This window comes from Microbacterium faecale (genome assembly GCF_014640975.1).
GTDB classification, from domain to species: domain Bacteria; phylum Actinomycetota; class Actinomycetes; order Actinomycetales; family Microbacteriaceae; genus Microbacterium; species Microbacterium faecale.
This window is the reverse complement of the sequence record NZ_BMHO01000001.1, coordinates 517299-537598: the sequence shown is the minus strand read 5'-3', so window position 1 is coordinate 537598 and position 20300 is coordinate 517299. Positions and strand designations below refer to the sequence as shown.

At 65.8% G+C, this 20300-nt stretch carries 18 protein-coding genes; 10 read left to right on the top strand and 8 right to left on the bottom strand.

Annotated features, from left to right (window positions below; translation table 11 throughout):
• The first annotated feature begins 3215 nt into the window (after positions 1-3215).
• Positions 3216-3623, top strand: a complete 408-nt coding sequence (locus IEW87_RS02465; RefSeq protein WP_188710726.1) for a RidA family protein — start codon at positions 3216-3218, stop codon at positions 3621-3623.
• Between the two features lie 40 nt (positions 3624-3663).
• On the opposite strand, the gene IEW87_RS02460 is transcribed toward IEW87_RS02465, so the two are convergent.
• Together IEW87_RS02460 and IEW87_RS02455 are read right to left on the bottom strand one after the other, a co-directional pair.
• The gene (locus IEW87_RS02460; RefSeq protein ID WP_188710725.1) at positions 3664-4191 is read right to left on the bottom strand and encodes a methylated-DNA--[protein]-cysteine S-methyltransferase; all 528 of its coding nucleotides are present in this window, start codon (positions 4189-4191) and stop codon (positions 3664-3666) included.
• Positions 4188-5642 carry an AlkA N-terminal domain-containing protein gene (locus IEW87_RS02455; protein WP_188710724.1) on the bottom strand — a complete coding sequence of 485 codons (1455 nt, stop codon included), beginning with the start codon at positions 5640-5642 and terminating at the stop codon, positions 4188-4190. The genes IEW87_RS02460 and IEW87_RS02455 overlap by 4 nt, the downstream gene beginning before the upstream one ends.
• A 119-nt stretch (positions 5643-5761) precedes the next feature.
• Here IEW87_RS02455 and IEW87_RS02450 point away from each other — a divergent pair, with 119 nt between their 5' ends.
• On the top strand, positions 5762-6007 hold the full coding sequence (locus IEW87_RS02450; RefSeq protein ID WP_188710723.1) for a hypothetical protein: 246 nt from the start codon (positions 5762-5764) through the stop codon (positions 6005-6007).
• Positions 6004-7005, top strand: coding sequence for an SRPBCC family protein (locus IEW87_RS02445; protein ID WP_188710722.1), 1002 nt, complete (start codon positions 6004-6006; stop codon positions 7003-7005). The genes IEW87_RS02450 and IEW87_RS02445 overlap by 4 nt, the downstream gene beginning before the upstream one ends.
• 10 nt (positions 7006-7015) lie before the next feature.
• Here the strand turns inward: IEW87_RS02445 and rsmG are convergent, their stop codons facing one another.
• The 6 genes from rsmG to rpmH are packed head-to-tail and all read right to left on the bottom strand — an operon-like array spanning position 7016 to position 10070.
• A complete protein-coding gene (gene rsmG, locus IEW87_RS02440) occupies positions 7016-7642 on the bottom strand; it encodes a 16S rRNA (guanine(527)-N(7))-methyltransferase RsmG (RefSeq protein WP_188710721.1) in 627 nt (208 codons plus the stop codon).
• Positions 7639-8115, bottom strand: coding sequence for a Jag family protein (locus IEW87_RS02435; RefSeq protein WP_188712619.1), 477 nt, complete (start codon positions 8113-8115; stop codon positions 7639-7641). The genes rsmG and IEW87_RS02435 overlap by 4 nt, the downstream gene beginning before the upstream one ends.
• 2 nt (positions 8116-8117) lie before the next feature.
• Positions 8118-9227, bottom strand: coding sequence for a membrane protein insertase YidC (gene yidC / locus IEW87_RS02430; RefSeq protein WP_229730859.1), 1110 nt, complete (start codon positions 9225-9227; stop codon positions 8118-8120).
• Positions 9228-9234: 7 nt separating this feature from the next.
• Complete coding sequence (gene yidD / locus IEW87_RS02425; RefSeq protein ID WP_188712618.1) at positions 9235-9531, bottom strand: membrane protein insertion efficiency factor YidD; 297 nt, start codon at positions 9529-9531, stop codon at positions 9235-9237.
• Positions 9532-9572: 41 nt separating this feature from the next.
• Complete coding sequence (gene rnpA / locus IEW87_RS02420) at positions 9573-9911, bottom strand: ribonuclease P protein component (protein ID WP_188710719.1); 339 nt, start codon at positions 9909-9911, stop codon at positions 9573-9575.
• 21 nt (positions 9912-9932) lie between these two features.
• Positions 9933-10070 carry a 50S ribosomal protein L34 gene (rpmH, locus tag IEW87_RS02415; RefSeq protein WP_155048808.1) on the bottom strand — a complete coding sequence of 46 codons (138 nt, stop codon included), beginning with the start codon at positions 10068-10070 and terminating at the stop codon, positions 9933-9935.
• 274 nt (positions 10071-10344) lie between these two features.
• Between rpmH and dnaA the strand changes: the two genes are divergently transcribed.
• The 7 genes from dnaA (at position 10345) to IEW87_RS02380 (ending at position 20102) form a co-directional block, all read left to right on the top strand.
• Positions 10345-11751, top strand: a complete 1407-nt coding sequence (dnaA, locus tag IEW87_RS02410) for a chromosomal replication initiator protein DnaA (protein WP_188710718.1) — start codon at positions 10345-10347, stop codon at positions 11749-11751.
• Positions 11752-12198: 447 nt separating this feature from the next.
• On the top strand, positions 12199-13344 hold the full coding sequence (gene dnaN, locus IEW87_RS02405) for a DNA polymerase III subunit beta (protein ID WP_188710717.1): 1146 nt from the start codon (positions 12199-12201) through the stop codon (positions 13342-13344).
• A 2-nt stretch (positions 13345-13346) separates the two neighbouring features.
• A complete protein-coding gene (recF, locus tag IEW87_RS02400) occupies positions 13347-14522 on the top strand; it encodes a DNA replication/repair protein RecF (RefSeq protein ID WP_188710716.1) in 1176 nt (391 codons plus the stop codon).
• The gene (locus IEW87_RS02395; RefSeq protein WP_188710715.1) at positions 14519-15013 is read left to right on the top strand and encodes a DciA family protein; all 495 of its coding nucleotides are present in this window, start codon (positions 14519-14521) and stop codon (positions 15011-15013) included. The genes recF and IEW87_RS02395 overlap by 4 nt, the downstream gene beginning before the upstream one ends.
• 119 nt (positions 15014-15132) lie before the next feature.
• The gene (gene gyrB / locus IEW87_RS02390; RefSeq protein WP_188710714.1) at positions 15133-17148 is read left to right on the top strand and encodes a DNA topoisomerase (ATP-hydrolyzing) subunit B; all 2016 of its coding nucleotides are present in this window, start codon (positions 15133-15135) and stop codon (positions 17146-17148) included.
• A 33-nt stretch (positions 17149-17181) separates the two neighbouring features.
• Entirely contained in the window at positions 17182-19704 is a 2523-nt protein-coding gene (gene gyrA / locus IEW87_RS02385; RefSeq protein ID WP_188710713.1) for a DNA gyrase subunit A, read from the top strand.
• Positions 19701-20102 (top strand): DUF3566 domain-containing protein, encoded by a 402-nt coding sequence (locus IEW87_RS02380; RefSeq protein WP_188710712.1) that lies wholly within the window; start codon positions 19701-19703, stop codon positions 20100-20102. The genes gyrA and IEW87_RS02380 overlap by 4 nt, the downstream gene beginning before the upstream one ends.
• The last annotated feature ends 198 nt before the right edge of the window (positions 20103-20300 follow it).

Genomic DNA, 20300 nt, shown 5'->3' with positions numbered 1-20300 from the left:
GGCTGTCGTCAAAGGCAGCGGCGATGTTGCTGGAGTGCTGACTCACGCGCGTCCTCTCGCTCGGGGTGACCTCATAACTCTAACCCGCACAACCGACACCCGACGACAGGATCCGGGCGCGCCACGAGCGAGTACCGATGGGCTGCGCTGTGCACGTGCCGTCGGCATGGCTCTCCCGCGCGAGAAGGGGATTCGCGTGATGTTTCACGTGAAACATCATCGAGTCTCGTCGTGGCGACGCGTTAAACATATGGGGCCCATTCCCAGGCAGCCGCCGCACGAAGCACAGGCATGCTTTCTGCGGGGGCCTGGGCACGAACAGCAGTCTGCGTACTCGGCGAGCGTGAATGTTTCACGTGAAACGGCGTGCGTGCGCCCGATGGTCAGGCGCGATGTCGGCGCTCCCCTCGATGGGATGCCCCGTCATCCCGCGTTCACCCCACGGGGCCCATTCACGCCGTACAGTGCCGCGCCTCCCCGATCCCCGTGTGAGGCTCCTCAGACCACGTCACGCCTCCCTGCACTCGCAGACACAAGAACCATCCACACGCACACATGGTCACACGCACACGCGTTCACACCGTTCGTACGTATGTCGGCAAGTGCGGCCTCCCACATCCGCCCGCCCCCATTCGCATGCCGCACGCACGCTCGCGCCCGCGCACCCGCATAGGCACACCCGCACCCACCCCCCACGTCCCCGCACCCGCACCTGCGCACGCCGCCCGCACCCGCGCACCCACACCCACGCACCCGCGCACCCGCGCACCCACACCCACGCACCCACACCCACGCACCCGCGCACCCACACCCGCACCCACGTACACACACACGCACGCACACGCTCCCACGCGCCTCTACGCACGCACACACCAGCGCACACGCACACATACCCACGCATTGTCGTGGCGCGTGCGTCTCCGTGGGGGCATCCTCCTCTCCGATGGAGCGGCGAACGCCCGGGACGCGGAAGGAGCGCTTCTCTCCCGTGTGCAAGGCACACTGTGGCGCTGTACTCCGCCCGTCCGCTGCGACGCACAACAGCTCACCGCAACGGCAGAAGCGACGCTCGCAACGACGCGTAACCAAGGCCTCGCCACTGATTGCCTCTCCGCACTCAGTGACTCAGTGAGTGCGCGGGGGAGGCGTCCCGTCACGCGCAGGAGAGCGATGTTTCACGTGAAACATCGCCTTCTTGGTGGCGAGATCACGATAGATGGCTCCCTGATCACAGAACCGTGACACGCGCCGAAGTACGACAGCGACAACATCACCTCCGTCCCGTGCGCCGAAACCGGCGCGAGAGGTTATGAGCGCGGAATATCCGACACTCTTGGGCCGCGCTCTCGCCCTTTATCACCGACAATCGGGTCCGCCTCCACCCGAACGATGACGGAGACACGCGTTTCACGTGAAACGTCGCACACGCCCGACGCTCTCGATCAAACATCCGCCAATCGCCGATGCCAGTGCGGCTCCGAATCCCGCGACGGATCCAGCACGGCGGAACCCAGGGAGTAGGATCGTCCATCTCCTAACAGATGCTCACCGGGCGTCGCGAGCGGGACACACGCCATCGAACGCTTGACTGTTCACCTCACAGCGACTGTCGACACCGTCCCTATGCAGCCTCCTGAGACGCCCGCGTCGCCAATGACGATGCCCGAGGCGTTTCACGTGAAACATATCGAACGAGGCGAGATCTCGCGCATCACGCGCGATGGTTGTCCTCCGCGCCTTTTCGCCCGATGTTCCACCGGCCGCCACGCCCCGCAACCGGCATGATCACATGACCATCTGCGGCATTCGCGATGCAGAAGCGCGAGAGGAGTGTTCGGCACATTGTGCCGTCCGACCCTCACCCGAAACACTGGGCCGACCCTCACAACCTGAGGCCACACGTTCACGCAACCCGAACCTTCACCCGCACCCGCACCCGCACCCGCGTCGATGTTTCACGTGAAACATCGACGCGGCAGAAGCGGCCGACTGCCTGACACGCTGACTCTTCGGCAGGATCTTTCCGCACCACGCTCGTACATGATGAGCCACGACAGGCGAGCGGAGCGAGTCTCCATTGCGCCGCTCCTCGTGCCCCCGTTGCGGCCCTTGCTGATCCGGCCACCGCCGTCGAGATCATTCGCGCCCGGGTGGTGTCCGGGCGGTCCTGCGGACGTGCGGGCTCGGCTACTCGAGGGACCGGCCACGACTCACTCCACAACGCAGGCCGCGCCCGAACGTCGGGTCTCGGCGTACTCCGGCGTCACACGCTCCTCCGGTTCTGGAAGTGCTGGGGTGCGTCCGCCAGCGTGCCACCGAGATCGCGCGACAGCTTAAACGGATACGATCGGCATCCGGAGCGAGACACCAACGACTGCCGGGTGATACGTGACATGTTGACGCGTCACGGGTCGCACCCCACGAGCCGGACACCGATTGGCCACCAGAACCCCGGCACTGACCACCGCTGGGCGATCACGACAGCCTTGACCACTGGCGTTTCACGCAGCTTCCGGCGCAGAAGTTGCCTGCCTCGGACCGAGAGTTTCACGTGAAACATCGACGACCCTGACGCGTGATGCCCAGCGCGGAACGGTCCGACAAAGGAACCAACTCGCCGGTACCGAGAACGTGGCAGTCAACGCTGTATCCCACGTACAGCCGCAGCCGCGAGCGACGTTTCACGTGAAACATCGCTGCCGACTGTCGTGAGGCGCGCAGCGAATCGTTCGGCAGATGAGGTGCCCTTCCTCACGGCACATCCAGGTCGTCGGGCGCCCCGAACAGTCGTGTCGCGTTGTGATCCCTTCCGTGAAGCGTCCCATGGACTTTGCTACCCACCCGACTCACGGCTACCGACCCGCACGTCATCGCCGATCGCCGCGAGACACGACCGTCAATCACCACCGAGGTACACCGACGAAGCTGGGGCGCGCACCGGCGGGGGAGGACGGTGCCAGCCCACCGTGCTCAACCACCACGCGTCTGCGCATCGGCTCAAGTTGTCGAGAGCTCCCAGAGCCACTCCGCTGGCACGACCACAGAGCCGGCCGATGCCCGGCCGCGAGCAGCGCCGCGTCGCGCCACATCGCGCCACACAGCAGCAGCTCCGGGCGCATGTTTCACGTGAAACATCATCTTTGGACGTGAGTGACGCGACGGAAGAGGTCGGCGTGCGAAGCTAGATGTTCCCGTACATCAATCTGGAGAAGCACATGGCGAAGGCAGTGACCCTCATCCGCTCACACACGCTGTCCGGCGTCGCCGAGTACGCCTATGCGGCAACCGCTCCGGCTGAGTCCCGCCTCGTCTTTCTCGCGGGTTCCTGCCCGCTCAACAGTGATGGCACGACCTTCGGAATCGGCGACTACGCCGCCCAGGCTGCGAAGTGCATCGAAAACATGACCGTCGCACTGGGCGACGCCGGGGCAACACTCGACGACATCATCGTCACGCGTGTGCTCGTCGCGTCGGCGGAGCAGCGCGACCTCGTCGCCGCATGGGACGTCGTGCGAGAGGCGTTCGGTGACCACGATGTCCCGAGCACGCTCGTCGGTGTTGCCGCCCTCGGATACGACCACCAATTGGTCGAAATCGAGGCGACGGCAGCCGTGCTCGACTGACCCCCCGCGGGCGCCCCGTCGAGGCGTGTGGCCACGACCCTCACATCAGTTCAAACAACCCTGGCGCCCCGCCGGGGCTCTCGCGCGCAAGCAATGCCCGCTTCACCTCCACACCCCACGCGAACCCGCCCAGGGTGCCGTCCGAACGCAGCACGCGGTGACACGGCACGAAGAGCGCCGGTGCGTTCCGCGCACAGATTCCCGCAGCAGCCCGTACCGCGGAGGGGGAGCCGAGATCCGCAGCGAACTCCGTGTAGGTCAGGGGAGTGCCGGCAGGGATCTGTCGAAGCGCCGCCCACCCACGCCGCTGCAGCTCCGTGCCGAAGTGGCGCACACGCACCTCGTCGATCGCAGCGAGATCCCCGTCGTAGTAGGCGCGTACCGCCGGAGCCACGCCGCTGACGCCCGCGCGAGCACGATCAGGGCGATCGGCCGGCCGCACCCGCGCGATCACCACCTCCGGATCCGACGACCACCCCGCCGACAGCACGGTGCCCTCATCATCGGCCAGGACCGTGAACGGTCCGTCGGGCGTCTCCATCGTCTCCCACAGCATGTCGTCGGTCATCTCTCTCCCTCCGGCGGCTGGGCCGCCCGCCACAAATGCATTGACAGATACGAACGCCACGGCGCCGCCCGGCCCGCCCAGGTTGCGAGTTCCCGCGGTTCAGCGGGGAGGCCGATCGCGGCGGCGCCGCGTCGTAACGCGAGGTCGCCCGGCAGCAGGACGTCCGGATCCCGCGACACCCGCATGCGCACGTAGTCAGCAGTCCACGGCCCGATTCCGGGCATCGCAAGAAGGCGCGCTCGCTGTTCGGAAACGTCGTCGGCGACCGTGAGCCGCAGTGTGCCCGTCGCGATGGCGTGCGCCGCGCCGACGATCGCCTCGATCCGCCGCGCGGGGCCGGCGAGCACGTCAGTCCCGCGCTCGACGATCGCCTCCGGCGTGGGAAACAGTCGTGCTGCGGCGCCGGCGACGTCGGTCGCGGCGCCAAGGCGATCCACGAGCCGGCCGAGATGGGTGCGCGCCGCCGCAACCGAAATCTGTTGGCCGATCATGGCGCGAACGAGAAGCTCGAACGGATCCGACGCACCGGGAACGCGAATACCCGGCGTCTGCGCCACGAGCGGCGCGACCGCCGCGTGCTCCGACAGCGCGCGATCAATCGCCAGGGGATCGGCGTCGAGATCGAAGAGTCCGCGAACGCGCGACACGAGCGATCCGAGATCCGCGAGGTTCTCCAGTCGCGCCGACAGACGCAAGCTCGACGCATCGGAGCGCACCTCGAACCACGCCGCACCACCCTCCATCCGTATCGTGCGCGAGAAGGATGTCGCCGTGGCCTCCTCGACACCGGGAATGGCGCGCTCCGCCAGCCACGCAAAGACCCCGTGTGCGTCGAACGGAGGCCGCACGGGAAGGGCGAGAGAGATCCCAGATGGAGCAACGCCGTCGGTGGCTCGTCTCGCACGCAGTTGCGTCGGCGTGAGACCGAAGATCTCGCGCACCGTGTCGTTGAACTGCCGTATGCTCGCGAAACTCGCCGAGAACGCGACGTCCGCCATGGTCAGGTTGGTGCCGATCAGCAGGGATCGCGCAGTCTGCGCGCGATGTGCCCGCGCGATCGCGAGAGGGCCGGCGCCGAGCTCCGCCGTCAGCAGCCGGGACAGATGCCGGCTCGAGTAGCCAAGGGCGGCGCCGAGCCCAGCCACACCCTCACGCTCGAGCACCCCATCCGCAATAAGTCGCATCGCACGGGCCACGACATCACCGCGGACGTCCCACGCGGGGGAGCCCGGGGTCGCCTCGGGGAGGCAGCGCTTACATGCCCGGTACCCGGCTTCGTGAGCCGCTGCGCTCGTCGCAAAGAATGAGACGTGCTGCGGATTGGGCGTCCGTGCGGGACAACTCGGCCGACAATAGATTCCCGTTGACCGCACAGCCGTGACGAACTGCCCGTCGAATCGGGGATCCCGCGCGGCGATCGCGCGATACCGCTCGTCGAACGTCATGCTCATCGTCACTCCTCCACTCTGTCACGCCGGGGACACCTCCGTCAGCGGAAATCGGACATCACGATTCACCGCGCCACGCAACCCAGGTTGACAACGACAATCAAGCAACGTAGGTTGACACCATGGAATCGACGCAGGTGGCGCAAGCGGCCTCAGACACCACCGACCCGTACGCGGGGCTCCGCGCGGTGGCCTCGCTGCGAACCCTCGCCGACGCGCTCGAACTGCGGCAAGTCGAGGCAGCGTTGCGCGCAGGGATGACGTGGCAACAGGTCGCCGACGGCCTCGGCGTCAGCCGGCAAGCGGTGCACAAGAAATACGCGAAGCGAATCGACCCGACAATCGACGTGCCCCGGAGGGCGACATGAGCAAGCTCACAGACATCATCGCTTCGAGCCGTACGCTCGCGATCGCAGCCGTCGAGGAGGCGTCCCGGTTCGGCGTTCGCGACGTCGATCTCGAGCACATCTTCCTGGCCCTCGCGATCAGCGAGCGTCCCGCGGGTCACCTGCTGCGGGAGATGGGAATCACGCTTGACGACGCGCGCGACGCCGTCGCCGAATACCACCGCGAGCAGCTCGCGACACTCGGGATCGATACGTCGCTTCCGGGCGATGGCACGATCCGTTTCCACGAGGAGGGCGCTTACGACTACACCGAACGCGCCATGCGCGTGATGTCACAGTCGGGCGGGTGGCAGCGTGCCGCCGACTCACTCGAGGTACTACGCTCGCTCGTCACCGAACCCACTGGCAGCATCGGCGCGGTCCTCACCCACCTCGGCACCAGCGCTGACGAGATCATCGCGCGCATCGACCGCACGGAGCGCGACGACGAGTCCGACGTCCGTCAGCGCGATTCCCGCGCGGCGTCACCCCAGCCACCGCTCTCGCGCACGCACACGGCATTCGTTCCCGCACCCATCGAGGCCGTACGCGGTCTCGTCTCCGATGCCGAGCGGCTTCCCGAATGGGAGATGAATCTCGGCTCCGTGACGCCGCAGGATGAGGCGTGGATGGGGGAGACCCGCACCGTCGCGCCGAACGGAAAACGGCTCAAGGTCGCCGACCGTCATCGCCGACAGCACGTCCAGCTCGTCGAGAGCGGCGATTCGCGTGTGGTGTGGCGCATGCGAATGATCGACGACCCGCGGGCGAACGCTCGCGTCATCGAGGTCGACTTCGAGCCCGCAACGAACGGGACACGCGTCACCGTTCGGTTCTCGTGGCAGCGCACGTCGCCGGTCCGGGCGTGGATCCGGCCGTTCGTCGCCGTGGCCCGCCTGCTACTGCGTCCCGTGCGCCGCGTCGTGCTGTGGGTGCAGGTCACGGCACTGACTGACGGGATCAGCCGCACCCTGCGCTGAGAATGCGGCGTCAGCGGACCGTCGCGCGGAATACGCGCGTCGGTTCCGCGATCTCGCCCTCACCGACGATCTCGGCGCGAACATCCGTCAACCGATGCTTGCGGATCACCTTCTGTGCCTTCTCGATCTCGGCGTCGACGCTCTGTCCCTTGAAGAGGATCAACTCGCCTCCGTCCCGCGCGAGCGGCGCAGTCCACGGGATCAGCGTCCGCAACGCCGAGACCGCTCGCGCCGTCACCGCGTCCAGCATCCCCTCGTAGCGGCCGGCCTCCTCGGCGCGTGCACGTTCTACGACGACGTTCTCCAGCCCCAGCGTCGAAACCTGTTCGCTCAACCAGACACAGCGACGCTCCATCGGCTCGATGAGCACCCACTCGATGTCCGGGCGCGCGATCGCGAGGACGATGCCAGGCAGTCCGCCACCCGATCCCACGTCGCCGACCCGTCCGGCAGGAAACAGCGGTGCCGCGATGACGGAGTTCAGGATGTGGCGGGTCCAGAGCCGCGGCAGCTCCTGGGGTCCGATCAGACCCCGTTCCTCGCCGTGGTCGGCCAGAGCGCCGGCGAACTGGCGCGCGCGATCGATCCCTTCGCCGAACAGTGCGGCCGCGGCGGAGGGTTCTGGCTCAATGCTCACGCCTTGCGCACCACCGTGTGACGGTCGTCACGCTCGCCGTACGACTCCGAGACGTAGCCTCGTTCGGCGACGATGTCGTGGATGATCTTCCGCTCGTACGAGGTCATTGCGGGAAGCGACGCCTGCGTCGCGCCATCCTCGAGACGAGAGATCGCCTGCTCGACGAGCACGGACAGCTGATCCTTCCGGGCGTCGCGCGAGCCGGCGACGTCGAGGATGAGCCGCGAGAACTCACCGGTCTCGCGCTGCACGGCGAGTCGCGTGATCTCCTGCAACGCCTGGACCGTGTCGGGGTGCGCGAGCTTCTTGAGCGAGTCGTCATCGCTCTCGACCGAGACGTAAGCGCGACCGTGTCGCACGTCCAGCTCGAGGTCGCCGTCAACGTCGGCAATGTCGAGGAAGCCTTCGAGGAAGTCCGCCGCGACGTCCCCCTCGCGCTCAAGCTGCTCGACTGTCGGCTCGTCACTGTTCATCGTCACGTCGTCTTCTCCCCGGCGTCATCGGATCCGCTCTGCTTGTCGGGCTCGCTGCCGCTCTGCGGCTGCTTGTTCTGCTGCGCGGCACGCTGTGCGTCGCGCTTCGCCCGCTTGGCACTCTTCGGCTGCACGCGCTTGGCCTTGGCCTGTCGCTCCAGCTCGACCTTGCGGAGCAGTTCCTCCTGCTCGCGCTCATACTCGGCGAGAGAGACGACCTTGCCCTCCAGGTTGACCGCCTTGCCCTTCTTCCGCAGGCGCTCCTCACGCATGAGCGCGGCTTCGGATCCGGGGGTCGGGTTCTCGTGAATGATGTAGAACTGCTGCGCCATCGTCCACAGGTTGTTAAAGAACCAGTAGGTCACGACGCCGAGCGGGAAGAAGACACCAGAGAAGATCATCGCGAACGGGATGATGTACAGCATGATGCGCTGCATCTGGTACGCCTGACCCTGCTTCGCCGCGGGCGAGAGGTTCTTCGACACGATCTGCAGCTGCGTGATGAACTGCGTGGTGATCATCAGACCGACGAGGATGACCATCAGCACGATCGCCGCGGTCGACGTCCCCATCGGCGACTGGAAGTGGTCGATCAGCGTATTGCTGAGCGGCGCGATGTCGAACAGCGACGCGTCGTTGAAGTCGTGCACGCGCTCGGCGGTGAACAGCCACTGGTTCAGGCCCGGCTCGTCCCGTCCCGCCCACGAGTTGATGTCACGCAGCGTCCAGAACAGCGACAGGAAAATCGGCATCTGCACGAGCAGCGGCAGACACCCGGACACCGGAGACGTGCCGTGCTTCTTGTACAGGCCCTGCGTCTCGCGGGCCATCGCCTCGCGCGAGAGCTGATCGCGCTTGCCTCGGTACTTCTCCTGGATCTTCTTCATCTCAGGACCGAGTTCCATCATCTTCCGCTGGCTCTTGATCTGCTTGACGAAGAGCGGGAAGATCGCCAGTCGTACGACCACGACCACGCCGAGGATGGAAAGCACCCAGGTCAGGCCGCTGCTGGAGGGCAGGCCGATCGCGGTCAGGAGCCAGTGCCAGCCGACGAGGATGGCCTCGATCACCCACCGAATGGGGAAGAGGATCGTTCCGAAGAAGTCTTCCACTGGGGAGTCAGTCCTTTCGACGCGGCACAACGAAGCCGCGGGGAGTCAAGTCGAACGAGAGATCGGGGTTCGGACGCACATCGTCCTCGCCGCCGACGGCCCAGGGGTGGCACCTCGCGATGCGAGAGACCGCCATCCCCGATCCTCTCACGAGACCGTGCTGCTGCACGGCCGTCAGGCCATACGCCGAACACGACGGGTAGTAGCGGCAGACATCACCGTAGAGGCGCGAAATCGTCGCGCGGTACGCGATGAGCACCAGGATCCCGGCATTGCGCGGGAGGAACCGGAATCCGCCCGCCATGCGGAAGGGCGCGGATCCGATCGCGGACGCCGGAAGCACGCTCACGATGCGGCCCGCCGGGCGATGCTGCGGAGGATGTCGCTGCGCAATTCGGCAAACGGCGTCGTCGCCGCGATCGGCAGCGCGCGGATGACGATGTCGGCGCCCTGACGCACCTGCGGCGTCGCCTCGAGGCAGATGGCCTTGAGGCGACGCCGTACGGTGTTGCGCGTGACCGCGTTACCGACCGCTTTACTCACGATGAAGCCGAATCGGGGCGGCCGCGCCTCGTTGGTGCGGACGACGTGCATCACGTGGGTTGTCCCCGCACAGCGCGCTCCCCGCCGGACGACGTGTCGATAGTCGATCCCGCGGGTGATGCGCTGCTGCTGGGAGAGCACGCCCGACGCGACGTCTGCGCGTTACGCCGAGAGCTCGGTGCGGCCCTTGCCGCGGCGCGCGTTCAGGATCGCGCGGCCGGCGCGGGTGCGCATACGGGCGCGGAAGCCGTGCTTCTTGGCACGACGACGGTTATTGGGCTGGAAAGTGCGCTTGCTCATAGCCTTCTCACTCCGGGAGGATGTGTCGCCGGAACTCGTAGGGCCGGAGACGTCTTACATGAATGCCCAAAATGGGCACAAGTCAACCGAAATAGACTACGTCGACCACAGCCTTCGGCGCAAACCGCAGCGCCAACCTGTCAGTATCCACACAGGGGCACACCCGCAGCGGCAGGGACACGCGGATCCGACCACCGACCGTTTGCGCCCGGGCCGGTACCTAGCTAGCGTGTTCGAAGTTATCCACAGGCTGTGAAGAATGAGGGAGTGACGGATGACAGATGCCCCGGACGTACCGATCTGGCGCCTCGTTCTCGCTGAACTCGAGCAGGACGAGCGCATCACGCCGCAACTCAAAGGCTTCCTCAGTCTCGCCGTGGCTCAGGGCGTCATGGGCGGTGCTCTCTATCTGGACGTCCCGAACGATCTCACCGCCGGCCAGATCAATAAGCGCATGCGCGAGCCGATCATGGACGCGCTCGCGAAGATCGATGGCGAGGCCAACTCGTTCCGCGTGGTGACGAACCCGGAGCTCGCCGAGAAGCCGTACGTACCCGAGCCGAATCCGATCGGGCAGGAGGCGCAGACCCGTGAGAGCGCGGTGGAACGCACCGGTCCACGCCCCATCGAGCAGCCTCAGGCGCAACCGCGCAGCGAGACGCGTCTGAACCCCAAGTACACCTTCGACAATTTCGTCATCGGGCAGTCCAACCGCTTCGCGCATGCGGCCGCGGTCGCCGTCGCCGAAGCACCGGCCAAGGCTTACAACCCGCTGTTTATCTACGGCGACTCCGGGCTCGGAAAGACCCACCTGCTCCACGCGATCGGCGACTACGCGCAGAACCTCTTCCCGGGCGTCCGAGTCCGATACGTCTCGAGTGAAGAGTTCACGAACGACTTCATCAACTCGATCGCGAACAACCGCGGCGCGGCATTCAACGCGCGCTACCGGGACCTCGACATCCTGCTGATCGACGACATCCAGTTCCTCCAGGGCAAGTCGGAGACGCAGGAGACGTTCTTCCACACGTTCAACACGCTGCACGACCACGACAAGCAGGTCGTCATTACGAGCGATGTCGCCCCACGCCTCCTGACCGGCTTCGAGGACCGCATGCGGTCGCGCTTCGAGTGGGGTCTCATCACCGACGTGCAGGTTCCCGACCTCGAGACGCGCATCGCGATCCTCCGCAAGAAGGCCGCGAGCGAGCGCATCTACATCCCGGAAGACGTCATCGAGTACATCGCGTCGATGGTCTCCACGAACATCCGGGAGCTCGAGGGGGCGCTCATCCGCGTCTCCGCGTTCGCCAGCCTCAACAGGTCCGACGTCACCCGCGAGCTCGCGGAAGGCGTGCTGCGCGACATCGTCGACCAGCCGGAGGACACCGTCGTCTCTCCGAACGACATCATCCAAGCGACGGCCGGCTACTTCAAGCTCACCGTCGAGGATCTGTACGGGCCCGGCCGCGCGCAGGCGGTCGCGCAGGCGCGTCAGATCGCCATGTACCTCTGCCGTGAGCGCACCAGCCTCTCGCTTCCGAAAATTGGGCAGCTCTTCGGCGGCCGTGACCACACGACGGTCATGTACGCCACGAAGAAGATCACCGAGCTCATGAAGGAGAAGCGTCAGGTCTACAACCAGGTGCAGGAGATCACGGCGCTGCTCGGACGCCGCTGAGTTATCCACAGATTCGGGACGTTATCCCCAACAGCTCTTGACAGATTTCCCACCGATCAGGTAGCGCGTTTGCCCGTGTGGAGAACCTGTGGATAACTGTGGAAACACGCCGTTCCCGTTGTGCACGACACGCGCCATGACTGTGAACTCAGCTGTGAACGCGATCTCGAGCGGCGATCACGCCTCCACGATCTCTCCGCACCTGATCCACAACTCACAGCCATGTAGTTCCCTAGTGCGCGCTACGTTCAACAGAGTTATCCACATTCTCCACAGCTGTTAACGCCGTTAAGAGATCTCTCTTTCATTACGGGGCGATCCGATCACCTTCACGCGACGACCGTTCGTGGGAACACCCTCGAACGCACTAGCATTGGTTCTCCGCGACATGTGCGCACCGAAGTGCGCGTGTCGTATCCGCTTTACCGTCACGTGAGGGAGAGCTACGTGAAGTTCCACGTCAACCGGGATGTCTTCAGCGAGGCAGTCTCGTTCGTCGTCAAGCTGCTGCCGCAGCGCAACCCGCAGCCCATCCTCGCCGGCGTCCTCATCGAGGCGACCGAAGACGGATCCCTCTCTCTGTCAGCTTTCGACTACGAGGCTTCGGCACGTACGACGATCGAGGCGACTATCGATGAGCCGGGCACGATTCTGGTGCACGGCCGCCTGCTCAGCGACATCGCCAGCCGCCTCCCGAACGCTCCCATCGAGATCTCCACCGAGGATGACGGCAACATCGCCGTCGTCTGCGGACCGGCTCGCTTCGCGCTCGCCTCGATGCCCGTCGAGGAGTACCCGGCCATTCCCGAGGTCACCGGAGAGTCCGGCCTCGTCCCGGGCGAGGACTTCGCGACCGCCATCTCGCAGGTCGCCTTCGCTGCCTCACGCGACGACGTCACGCCGGTGCTGACGGGCGTCCAGCTCGCGGTGAGCGAGAACACGCTCACGCTCGTCGCCACCGACCGCTACCGCGTCGCGCTCCGCGCTATCGACTGGGACGGCAGCCAGCATGAGGCACAGGCGCTCGTCCCGGCCCGCACCCTCATCGAGGTGGGTAAGACCTTCTCGCACGGCGGAAACATCTCCATCGCGTTCAGCGGATCCGGCGACCGCGAGATCATTTCCTTCACGGCCGGCAACAAGACGGTGACGTCGCTGCTGATCAAGGGAAACTTCCCGCCCGTGCAGCGTCTGTTCCCCGATCAGACGGGCCACTACTCGGTCGTCTCGACGAGCGATCTCAACGAGGCTGTCCGCCGCGTCGCCCTCGTGCTCGACCGCTCCGCTCCGCTGCGCTTCACGTTCGGCCCGACCGACGTGACGATGGACGCAGCCGGCGGCGACCAGGCCCGCGCGTCAGAGTCGGTCGACGCGACCCTCACTGGCGGTGACGAGACGACGCTGGGGCTCAACCCGCAGTACCTCCTCGAGGCGCTCGGCGCCGTGAAGAGCGAGTTCGCGCGGATCACGTTCACCTCCAGCGACAACGCCAACAAGCTCAGCCCGATCCTCGTGACCGCGCAGACGTCGGTCGACGACGCCTCGAGCGACAACTTCAAGTACCTCCTGCAGCCGAACCTTCTGTTGCGATAGGCGTGATCGTCGAGCACCTGAGCCTCGTCGACTTCCGTAACTATGCCGAGGCGGAACTGCCGTTGCGGCCGGGCACGAACCTGCTCGTCGGTCGCAACGGTCAGGGCAAGACGAACCTCGCGGAAGCGGTCGCGTACCTCGCGACGCTCGGGTCTCATCGGGTGTCGTCCGACGCTCCGCTCGTGCGGGAAGGCCGCGATGCCGCGTTCATTCGGGCGCGTCTCGCGCACGGATCCCGCAGCGTCGCGCTCGAATTGCAGGTGAATCGGCAGGGAGCCAACCGCGCGCGTATCTCCGGCAATCCGGTGCGTCCCAGCGAGCTGCCGCGTTACATGCACGCGGTGCTCTTCGCTCCCGAAGACCTCATGATCGTCCGCGGGGATCCGTCGTCGCGTCGCCGGTTCGCCGATCAGCTGCTGGTGCAGCGCACGCCGCGACTCGCGAGCGTCATGTCGGACTACGACCGCACGCTCAAACAGCGCACGACGCTGCTCAAATCCGCGCGCGCGAGGGGAATGCGTGCGGAACAGCTCACGACGCTCGAGGTGTGGGACGACAAGCTCATCCAGCTCGGATCGCAGATCATTGACGCGCGGCAGCGGCTTGCCACCGACATGACCGAGCCGCTGGCGCGCGCGTACGCGGCAATCGCGGGCGAGGATCACTCGCCACGCATCGGCTGGGCGCTCTCGATTGGCGGATCCGACCCCGAAGATGACCCCGAGTCGGTCGAGATCGGTGCCGCGGGCGCAACGAGCGAGCGATTCCGTGAGGCTCTGCTTGCTCGGCGCACGCAGGAACTCGACCGTGGCCTCACTCTCGTGGGGCCACACCGCGACGACCTCGTGCTGCATCTTCGGGGTCTGCCGGTGAAGGGATACGCGTCCCACGGCGAGAGCTGGTCGGTGGCCCTGTCATTGCGATTGGCTTCCGCCGAGTTGCTGCGCGCGGAATCGCCGGGCGGAGACCCGATCCTGATCCTCGACGACGTCTTCGCCGAGCTCGACGCCGCGCGTCGCGGCCGCCTGGCCGGCGTCGTGGCGAGTTATGAGCAGGTTCTCGTGACGGCCGCCGTGGCGACCGACATCCCCGCGGCGCTCCGCGCCGACGCGATCCGCATCGACGACGGCCGGATCCTGGGCGCACTCGCCGATCACCCTCTCGAGGAGGAGGCGTGAGCGAACAGCGCCCGCCGGGCATCCCCGAGACGGTCGCCACGTATCTGCGCTTGCGCGGCCTGCCGCTCAGTAAGGCGGCCCGCCGCAGAAAGCGCCGGCGCGGGGATCCGGACGGGAGCCAGCCGTTCGCGAAGGGGCGGGATCCCGGGACGCTCGGCGATGCGATCTCCGCGCTGACGACCGCGAGCGGATGGGCGCCGCAGCTTGAGCGCGAGGACCTCGCGCTGAACTGGGAAGAGATCGCCGGCAGTGACAACGCGGAGCACTCGCACATCGAGACGTTCGCGCGCGGCCTCGTCGTCGTGCGGTGCGACTCGACGGCGCGCAGCAAGCAGATGCACCTCATGCGCGCGAACTTTCTCACGCGCATCATCGAGCTGTACCCGGACGCGGGTGTGGAAGAGATCCGCTTCTTCGGCCCGGAGGTCCCCACCTGGAAACACGGATTCAGGCGCGTTCAGGGGCGCGGACCGCGCGATACCTACGGCTGAGACGGGTCCGATCCTATCTGAGGTCTTTTTATCGCGTTAGAGGGCCTGTTACGTCGTTTCTGGAGGCCCGACCGGGTAAGCTGGTGGTCGCGACGAAGACCACAAGGAGCATCACCTTTATGACGAGCGAGACCCCTCATCACAAGGTCACGAACGATTACGGCGCAGATGACATCCAGGTGCTCGAGGGGCTCGAGGCGGTGCGCAAGCGTCCGGGCATGTACATCGGCTCAACGGGCCCGCGCGGCCTGCACCACCTCGTCTACGAGATCGTGGACAACTCGGTCGACGAATCGCTCGCCGGTTACTGCGACACGATCACCGTCACCCTGCTTGAGGACGGCGGCGTGCGCTGCGAGGACAACGGGCGAGGAATCCCCGTTGCCGAGAACAAGAAGGAAGGCAAGTCGACCCTCGAGGTCGTCCTGACCGTGCTGCACGCGGGCGGCAAGTTCGGTGGCGGCGGGTATGCCGTTTCCGGCGGACTGCACGGCGTCGGATCCTCCGTGGTGAACGCCCTCTCGACCCGCCTTGACGCGGTCATCAAGCGCGATGGACACGTGTGGCGGCAGACGTACACCGAGGGTGGCCACCCGACGGCGCCCATCGAAAAGGGCGAGGCGACCGAGGAGACCGGAACCGTCATCACCTTCTGGCCAGACCCCGACATCTTCACGGAGACCGTCGACTTCGAGTACGAAGTGTTGCGCACGCGCTTCCAGCAGATGGCGTTCCTCAACAAGGGCCTGAAGATCGAGCTCTACGACGCGCGCCCCACCTCGACCGAAGAGGTCGCGACGGAGGAGGGCGCTCCGGAGTCGCAGCAGCGTCAGGATGTCTTCCTGTACGAGCGTGGCCTCATGGACTACGTTGACTACCTCAACAACGCGCGCCGCGCCGATCGCGTGCATGAGGAGATCATCAGCTTCGAGTCCGAGGTCTCCGACCGCAAGATCGCCCTCGAGGTCGCGATGCAGTGGACCACCTCCTACAGCGAGAACGTGTTCACGTACGCAAACACGATCAACACGCACGAGGGTGGAACGCACGAAGAGGGCTTCCGTTCCGCGCTCACCGCGCTCATGAACCGCTACGCGCGGGCGAACGGTCTGCTCAAGGAGAAGGACGACAACCTCACGGGCGACGACGTGCGCGAGGGGCTCACCGCGGTGATCTCGGTGAAGCTCTCCGAACCGCAGTTCGAGGGCCAGACCAAGACCAAGCTCGGCAACACCGAGGCGCGCGGTTATGTCCACCGCATCGTGAACGAGGAGCTCGGCGACTGGTTCGAGCGCAACCCGCAGCACGCGAAGAATGTGATCCGCAAGGCGATCGACGCCGCAAGCGCCCGGTTGGCGGCGCGCAAGGCGCGTGAGACGGCACGCCGCAAGAGCGTGTTCGAATCGGCCGCGATGCCCGACAAGCTCAAGGACTGCACGAGCAAGGATCCGTCGATCTCGGAGATCTTCCTCGTCGAGGGTGACTCGGCCGGTGGATCCGCTGTGGACGGCCGCAACCCGACGACGCAGGCGATCCTTTCGTTGCGCGGCAAGATCCTGAACGTCGAGCGAGCGCGCCTCGACAAGGCGCTCGCCAACAAGGAAGTGCAGGCGATGATCCAGGCGTTCGGCACGGGGATCGGGCCGGACTTCACCATCGAGAAGGCGCGCTATCACAAGATCGTGCTGATGACGGATGCGGACGTCGACGGTCAGCACATTACGACGCTGCTGTTGACGCTGCTGTTCCGCTACATGCGCGGGCTCATCGAGGCCGGCTACGTCTTCCTCGCGATGCCGCCGCTGTATCGCCTGAAGTGGACCAACGCCGAGCACGAGTACGTCTACTCGGACCGGGAGCGCGACACGTTCGTCGAGGCGGGTCAGGCGCGCGGCTGGCGCCTGCCGAAGAGCAACGAGGGCGGCATCCAGCGCTACAAGGGTCTCGGTGAGATGAACGCCCACGAGTTGTGGGAGACGACCATGGATCCCGAGACGCGCACCCTGCGGCAGGTGACGATCGATGATGCCGCGGCGGCCGACGAGATCTTCTCGGTGCTGATGGGAGAGGACGTGGAGTCGCGACGCAGCTTCATCCAGCGCAACGCGAAGGACGTCCGCTTCCTCGACATCTGATCGACGACGCAACTTGTTTGAGAGATAGAGAACATGACTGACGAAGAACGTCCCGACATCAACGCCGGCCACAACCACGGCCGGATCGACCAGGTCGACCTGCAGTCGGAGATGCAGCGTAGCTATCTCGACTATGCGATGAGCGTCATCATCGGGCGCGCGCTGCCCGACGTGCGCGATGGCCTCAAGCCCGTGCACCGCCGCGTGATCTACGGCATGTACGACGGGGGCTATCGCCCCGACAAGTCGTTCTCGAAGTGCGCCCGCGTCGTCGGCGATGTCATGGGAAAGCTGCACCCCCACGGCGACAGCGCGATCTACGACACGCTCGTGCGTCTCGTGCAGTCGTGGTCGCTGCGCTACCCGATGGCGCTCGGCCAGGGCAACTTCGGTACGCCCGGCAACCAGGGTGCTGCAGCCCCGCGGTACACGGAGACGAAGATGGCTCCGATCGCGCTCGAGATGGTGCGCGACATCGAAGAAGACACCGTCGACTTCGATGACAACTACGACGGACGCGAGCAGGAGCCGGTCGTGCTGCCCGCGCGGATCCCGAACCTGCTCGTCAACGGATCCGTCGGCATCGCCGTGGGCATGGCGACCAACATCCCGCCGCACAACATGCGCGAGGTGGCGGACGGTGCGCTGTGGGTCCTCGACAATCCCGAGCTCCCGCGCGAGGAATTGCTCGCCGGGCTGATGCAGCGGATCCCTGGACCGGACTTCCCGACCAAGGCGCAGATTCTCGGCACGAAGGGGATCCACGAGGCGTACCGCACGGGTCGTGGTTCGATCCCGATGCGCGCGGTCGTGGGCGTCGAGGAGATCCAGGGGCGCACGTGCCTCGTCGTGACGGAGCTTCCGTACCAGGTCAACCCCGACAACCTCGCGGTCAAGATCGGTGAGCTCGCGCGTGAAGGACGCGTGCAGGGCATCGCCGACATCCGCGACGAAACGTCCGGGCGCACCGGCCAGCGACTCGTGATCGTGCTCAAGCGTGATGCCGTCGCGAAGGTCGTGCTGAACAACCTCTACAAGCACACCGAGCTGCAGTCGAACTTCAGTGCGAACATGCTCGCGATCGTCGATGGGGTGCCGCGCACGCTGCCGCTCGATCGGTTCATCACGCTCTGGATCGATCACCAGCTCGAGGTCATCGTGCGGCGTACCCGATTCCGCCTGCGCAAGGCGGAAGAGCGGATGCACATCTTGCGCGGCTACCTCAAGGCGCTCGACGCGCTCGATGAGGTCATCGCGCTGATCCGCCGTTCGTCGACGGTCGACGACGCGCGCGCGGGACTGAAGGATCTGCTGGACATCGACGACGTGCAGGCAGACGCGATCCTCGCGATGCAGCTGCGTCGCCTCGCTGCTCTTGAGCGTCAGAAGATCATCGACGAGGCCGAAGAGCTCGAGGCCAAGATCGCCGACTTCAAGGAGATCATCGCCTCCGACGAGCGCCAGCGCGACATCGTGAAGACCGAGCTGACCGGCATCGTCGACAAGTTCGGCGATGACCGCCGGACCGAGATCTTGCACGGCTTCGACGGCGACGTCTCGATGGAAGACCTGATCGCGGAGGAGGAGGTCGTCGTCACCGTCACGCGCGAGGGGTACGTCAAGCGCACGCGGAGCGACCTCTACCGTAGCCAGCACCGTGGTGGCAAGGGCGTGCGTGGCGCACAGCTGCGCGCCGACGACGTCGTCGAGCACTTCTTCGTGACGACGACGCACCACTGGATCCTGTTCTTCACGACCGCCGGACGCGTCTACCGCGTCAAGGCGTACGAGCTCCCCGAGGCGGGGCGCGACGCCAAGGGGCTGCATGTCGCGAATCTGCTCGCGATGCGGCCCGATGAGCAGATCGCCGAGGTGATCGAGCTCAAGAGCTACGAGGACCACGAGTATCTCGTGCTCGCGACCCGCAACGGTCTCGTAAAGAAGACGCGCCTGACCGAGTACGACTCGAACCGCCAGGGCGGCATCATCGCGATCAACCTGCGCGATGAGGACGAGCTCGTCGACGCGATGCTCGTGGATGCCGACGACCACCTGCTCCTCATCAGCCGCAAGGGCATGTCGCTGCAGTTCCCGGCGGCGGACGACTCGCTGCGCCCGATGGGACGCTCGACCTCCGGCGTGAAGGGTATGGCGTTCCGAGGCGGTGACGAATTGCTCAGCGCATCGGTCGCGAGCCCCGACACCTTCGTGTTCACCGTCACGGACGGCGGCTGGGCGAAGCGCACGGCGATTTCCGAGTACCGCCAGCAGGGTCGTGGCGGCCTCGGCATCAAGGTTGCCAAACTGCACGACGATCGCGGCGAGCTCGCCGGCGGACTGATCGTGGAGGAAGATGACGAGGTGTTGGTCGTTCTCGCCAAGGGCAAGGTGGTACGCTCGGCCGTTGCCGAGGTGCCTGCGAAGGGCCGCGACACGATGGGAGTCGTGTTCGCCCGTCCCGACAAGGGTGACCACATCTTGACCATCGCTCGAAATCGCGAGCGCGGTCTGGGTGAGGACGAACCAGAACCCGAAAACTCCGAAGGTGACGAATGAGCACGGTTGCGGACAAGCTCGCGAAGAAGTCGGCGCAGAAGACGTCGTCGAAGCAGGTGCGGCTGCGCCTCGTCTACGTTGACTTCTGGTCGGCGGTCAAGCTGTCATTCCTGGTCGCTATCGCGATCGCGATCGTAACGCTTGTCTCGTTCATCCTGTTGTTCTTGGTGATCCAGTCGACCGGCCTCATCAGCCAGGTCGATGAGTTCCTCGCCGGATTCAGTGACGGCCTCTCAATCGAGGCGGCCGTGGGCTTGCCGCAGGTCTTTGCGTTCGGCTCGGTCGTCGCGATCCTCAATCTCATCGTCGTGACCGTGATGGGTGCGGTCGGCGCGGGCATCTACAACATGTGCGTGAAAATCACGGGCGGGTTGCTCGTCGGCTTCACCTCGAACTGAGCTTCTCCGCGAGAGCCCCGGGCTTCGGCCCGGGGCTCTCGCGTGTGTGTCGGGGGTGCTGCGCGGTTCCTGCATTCGCCTCTCACCAATCGAGGAGATCTCACGAGCCGAGGAGGGATCCGTGCGAAACCTCCTCGCCTCGTGAGATCTCCTTGTTTCGTGACGGCGGACAGAGCAAGAGCGCGCATCGGATGTCGC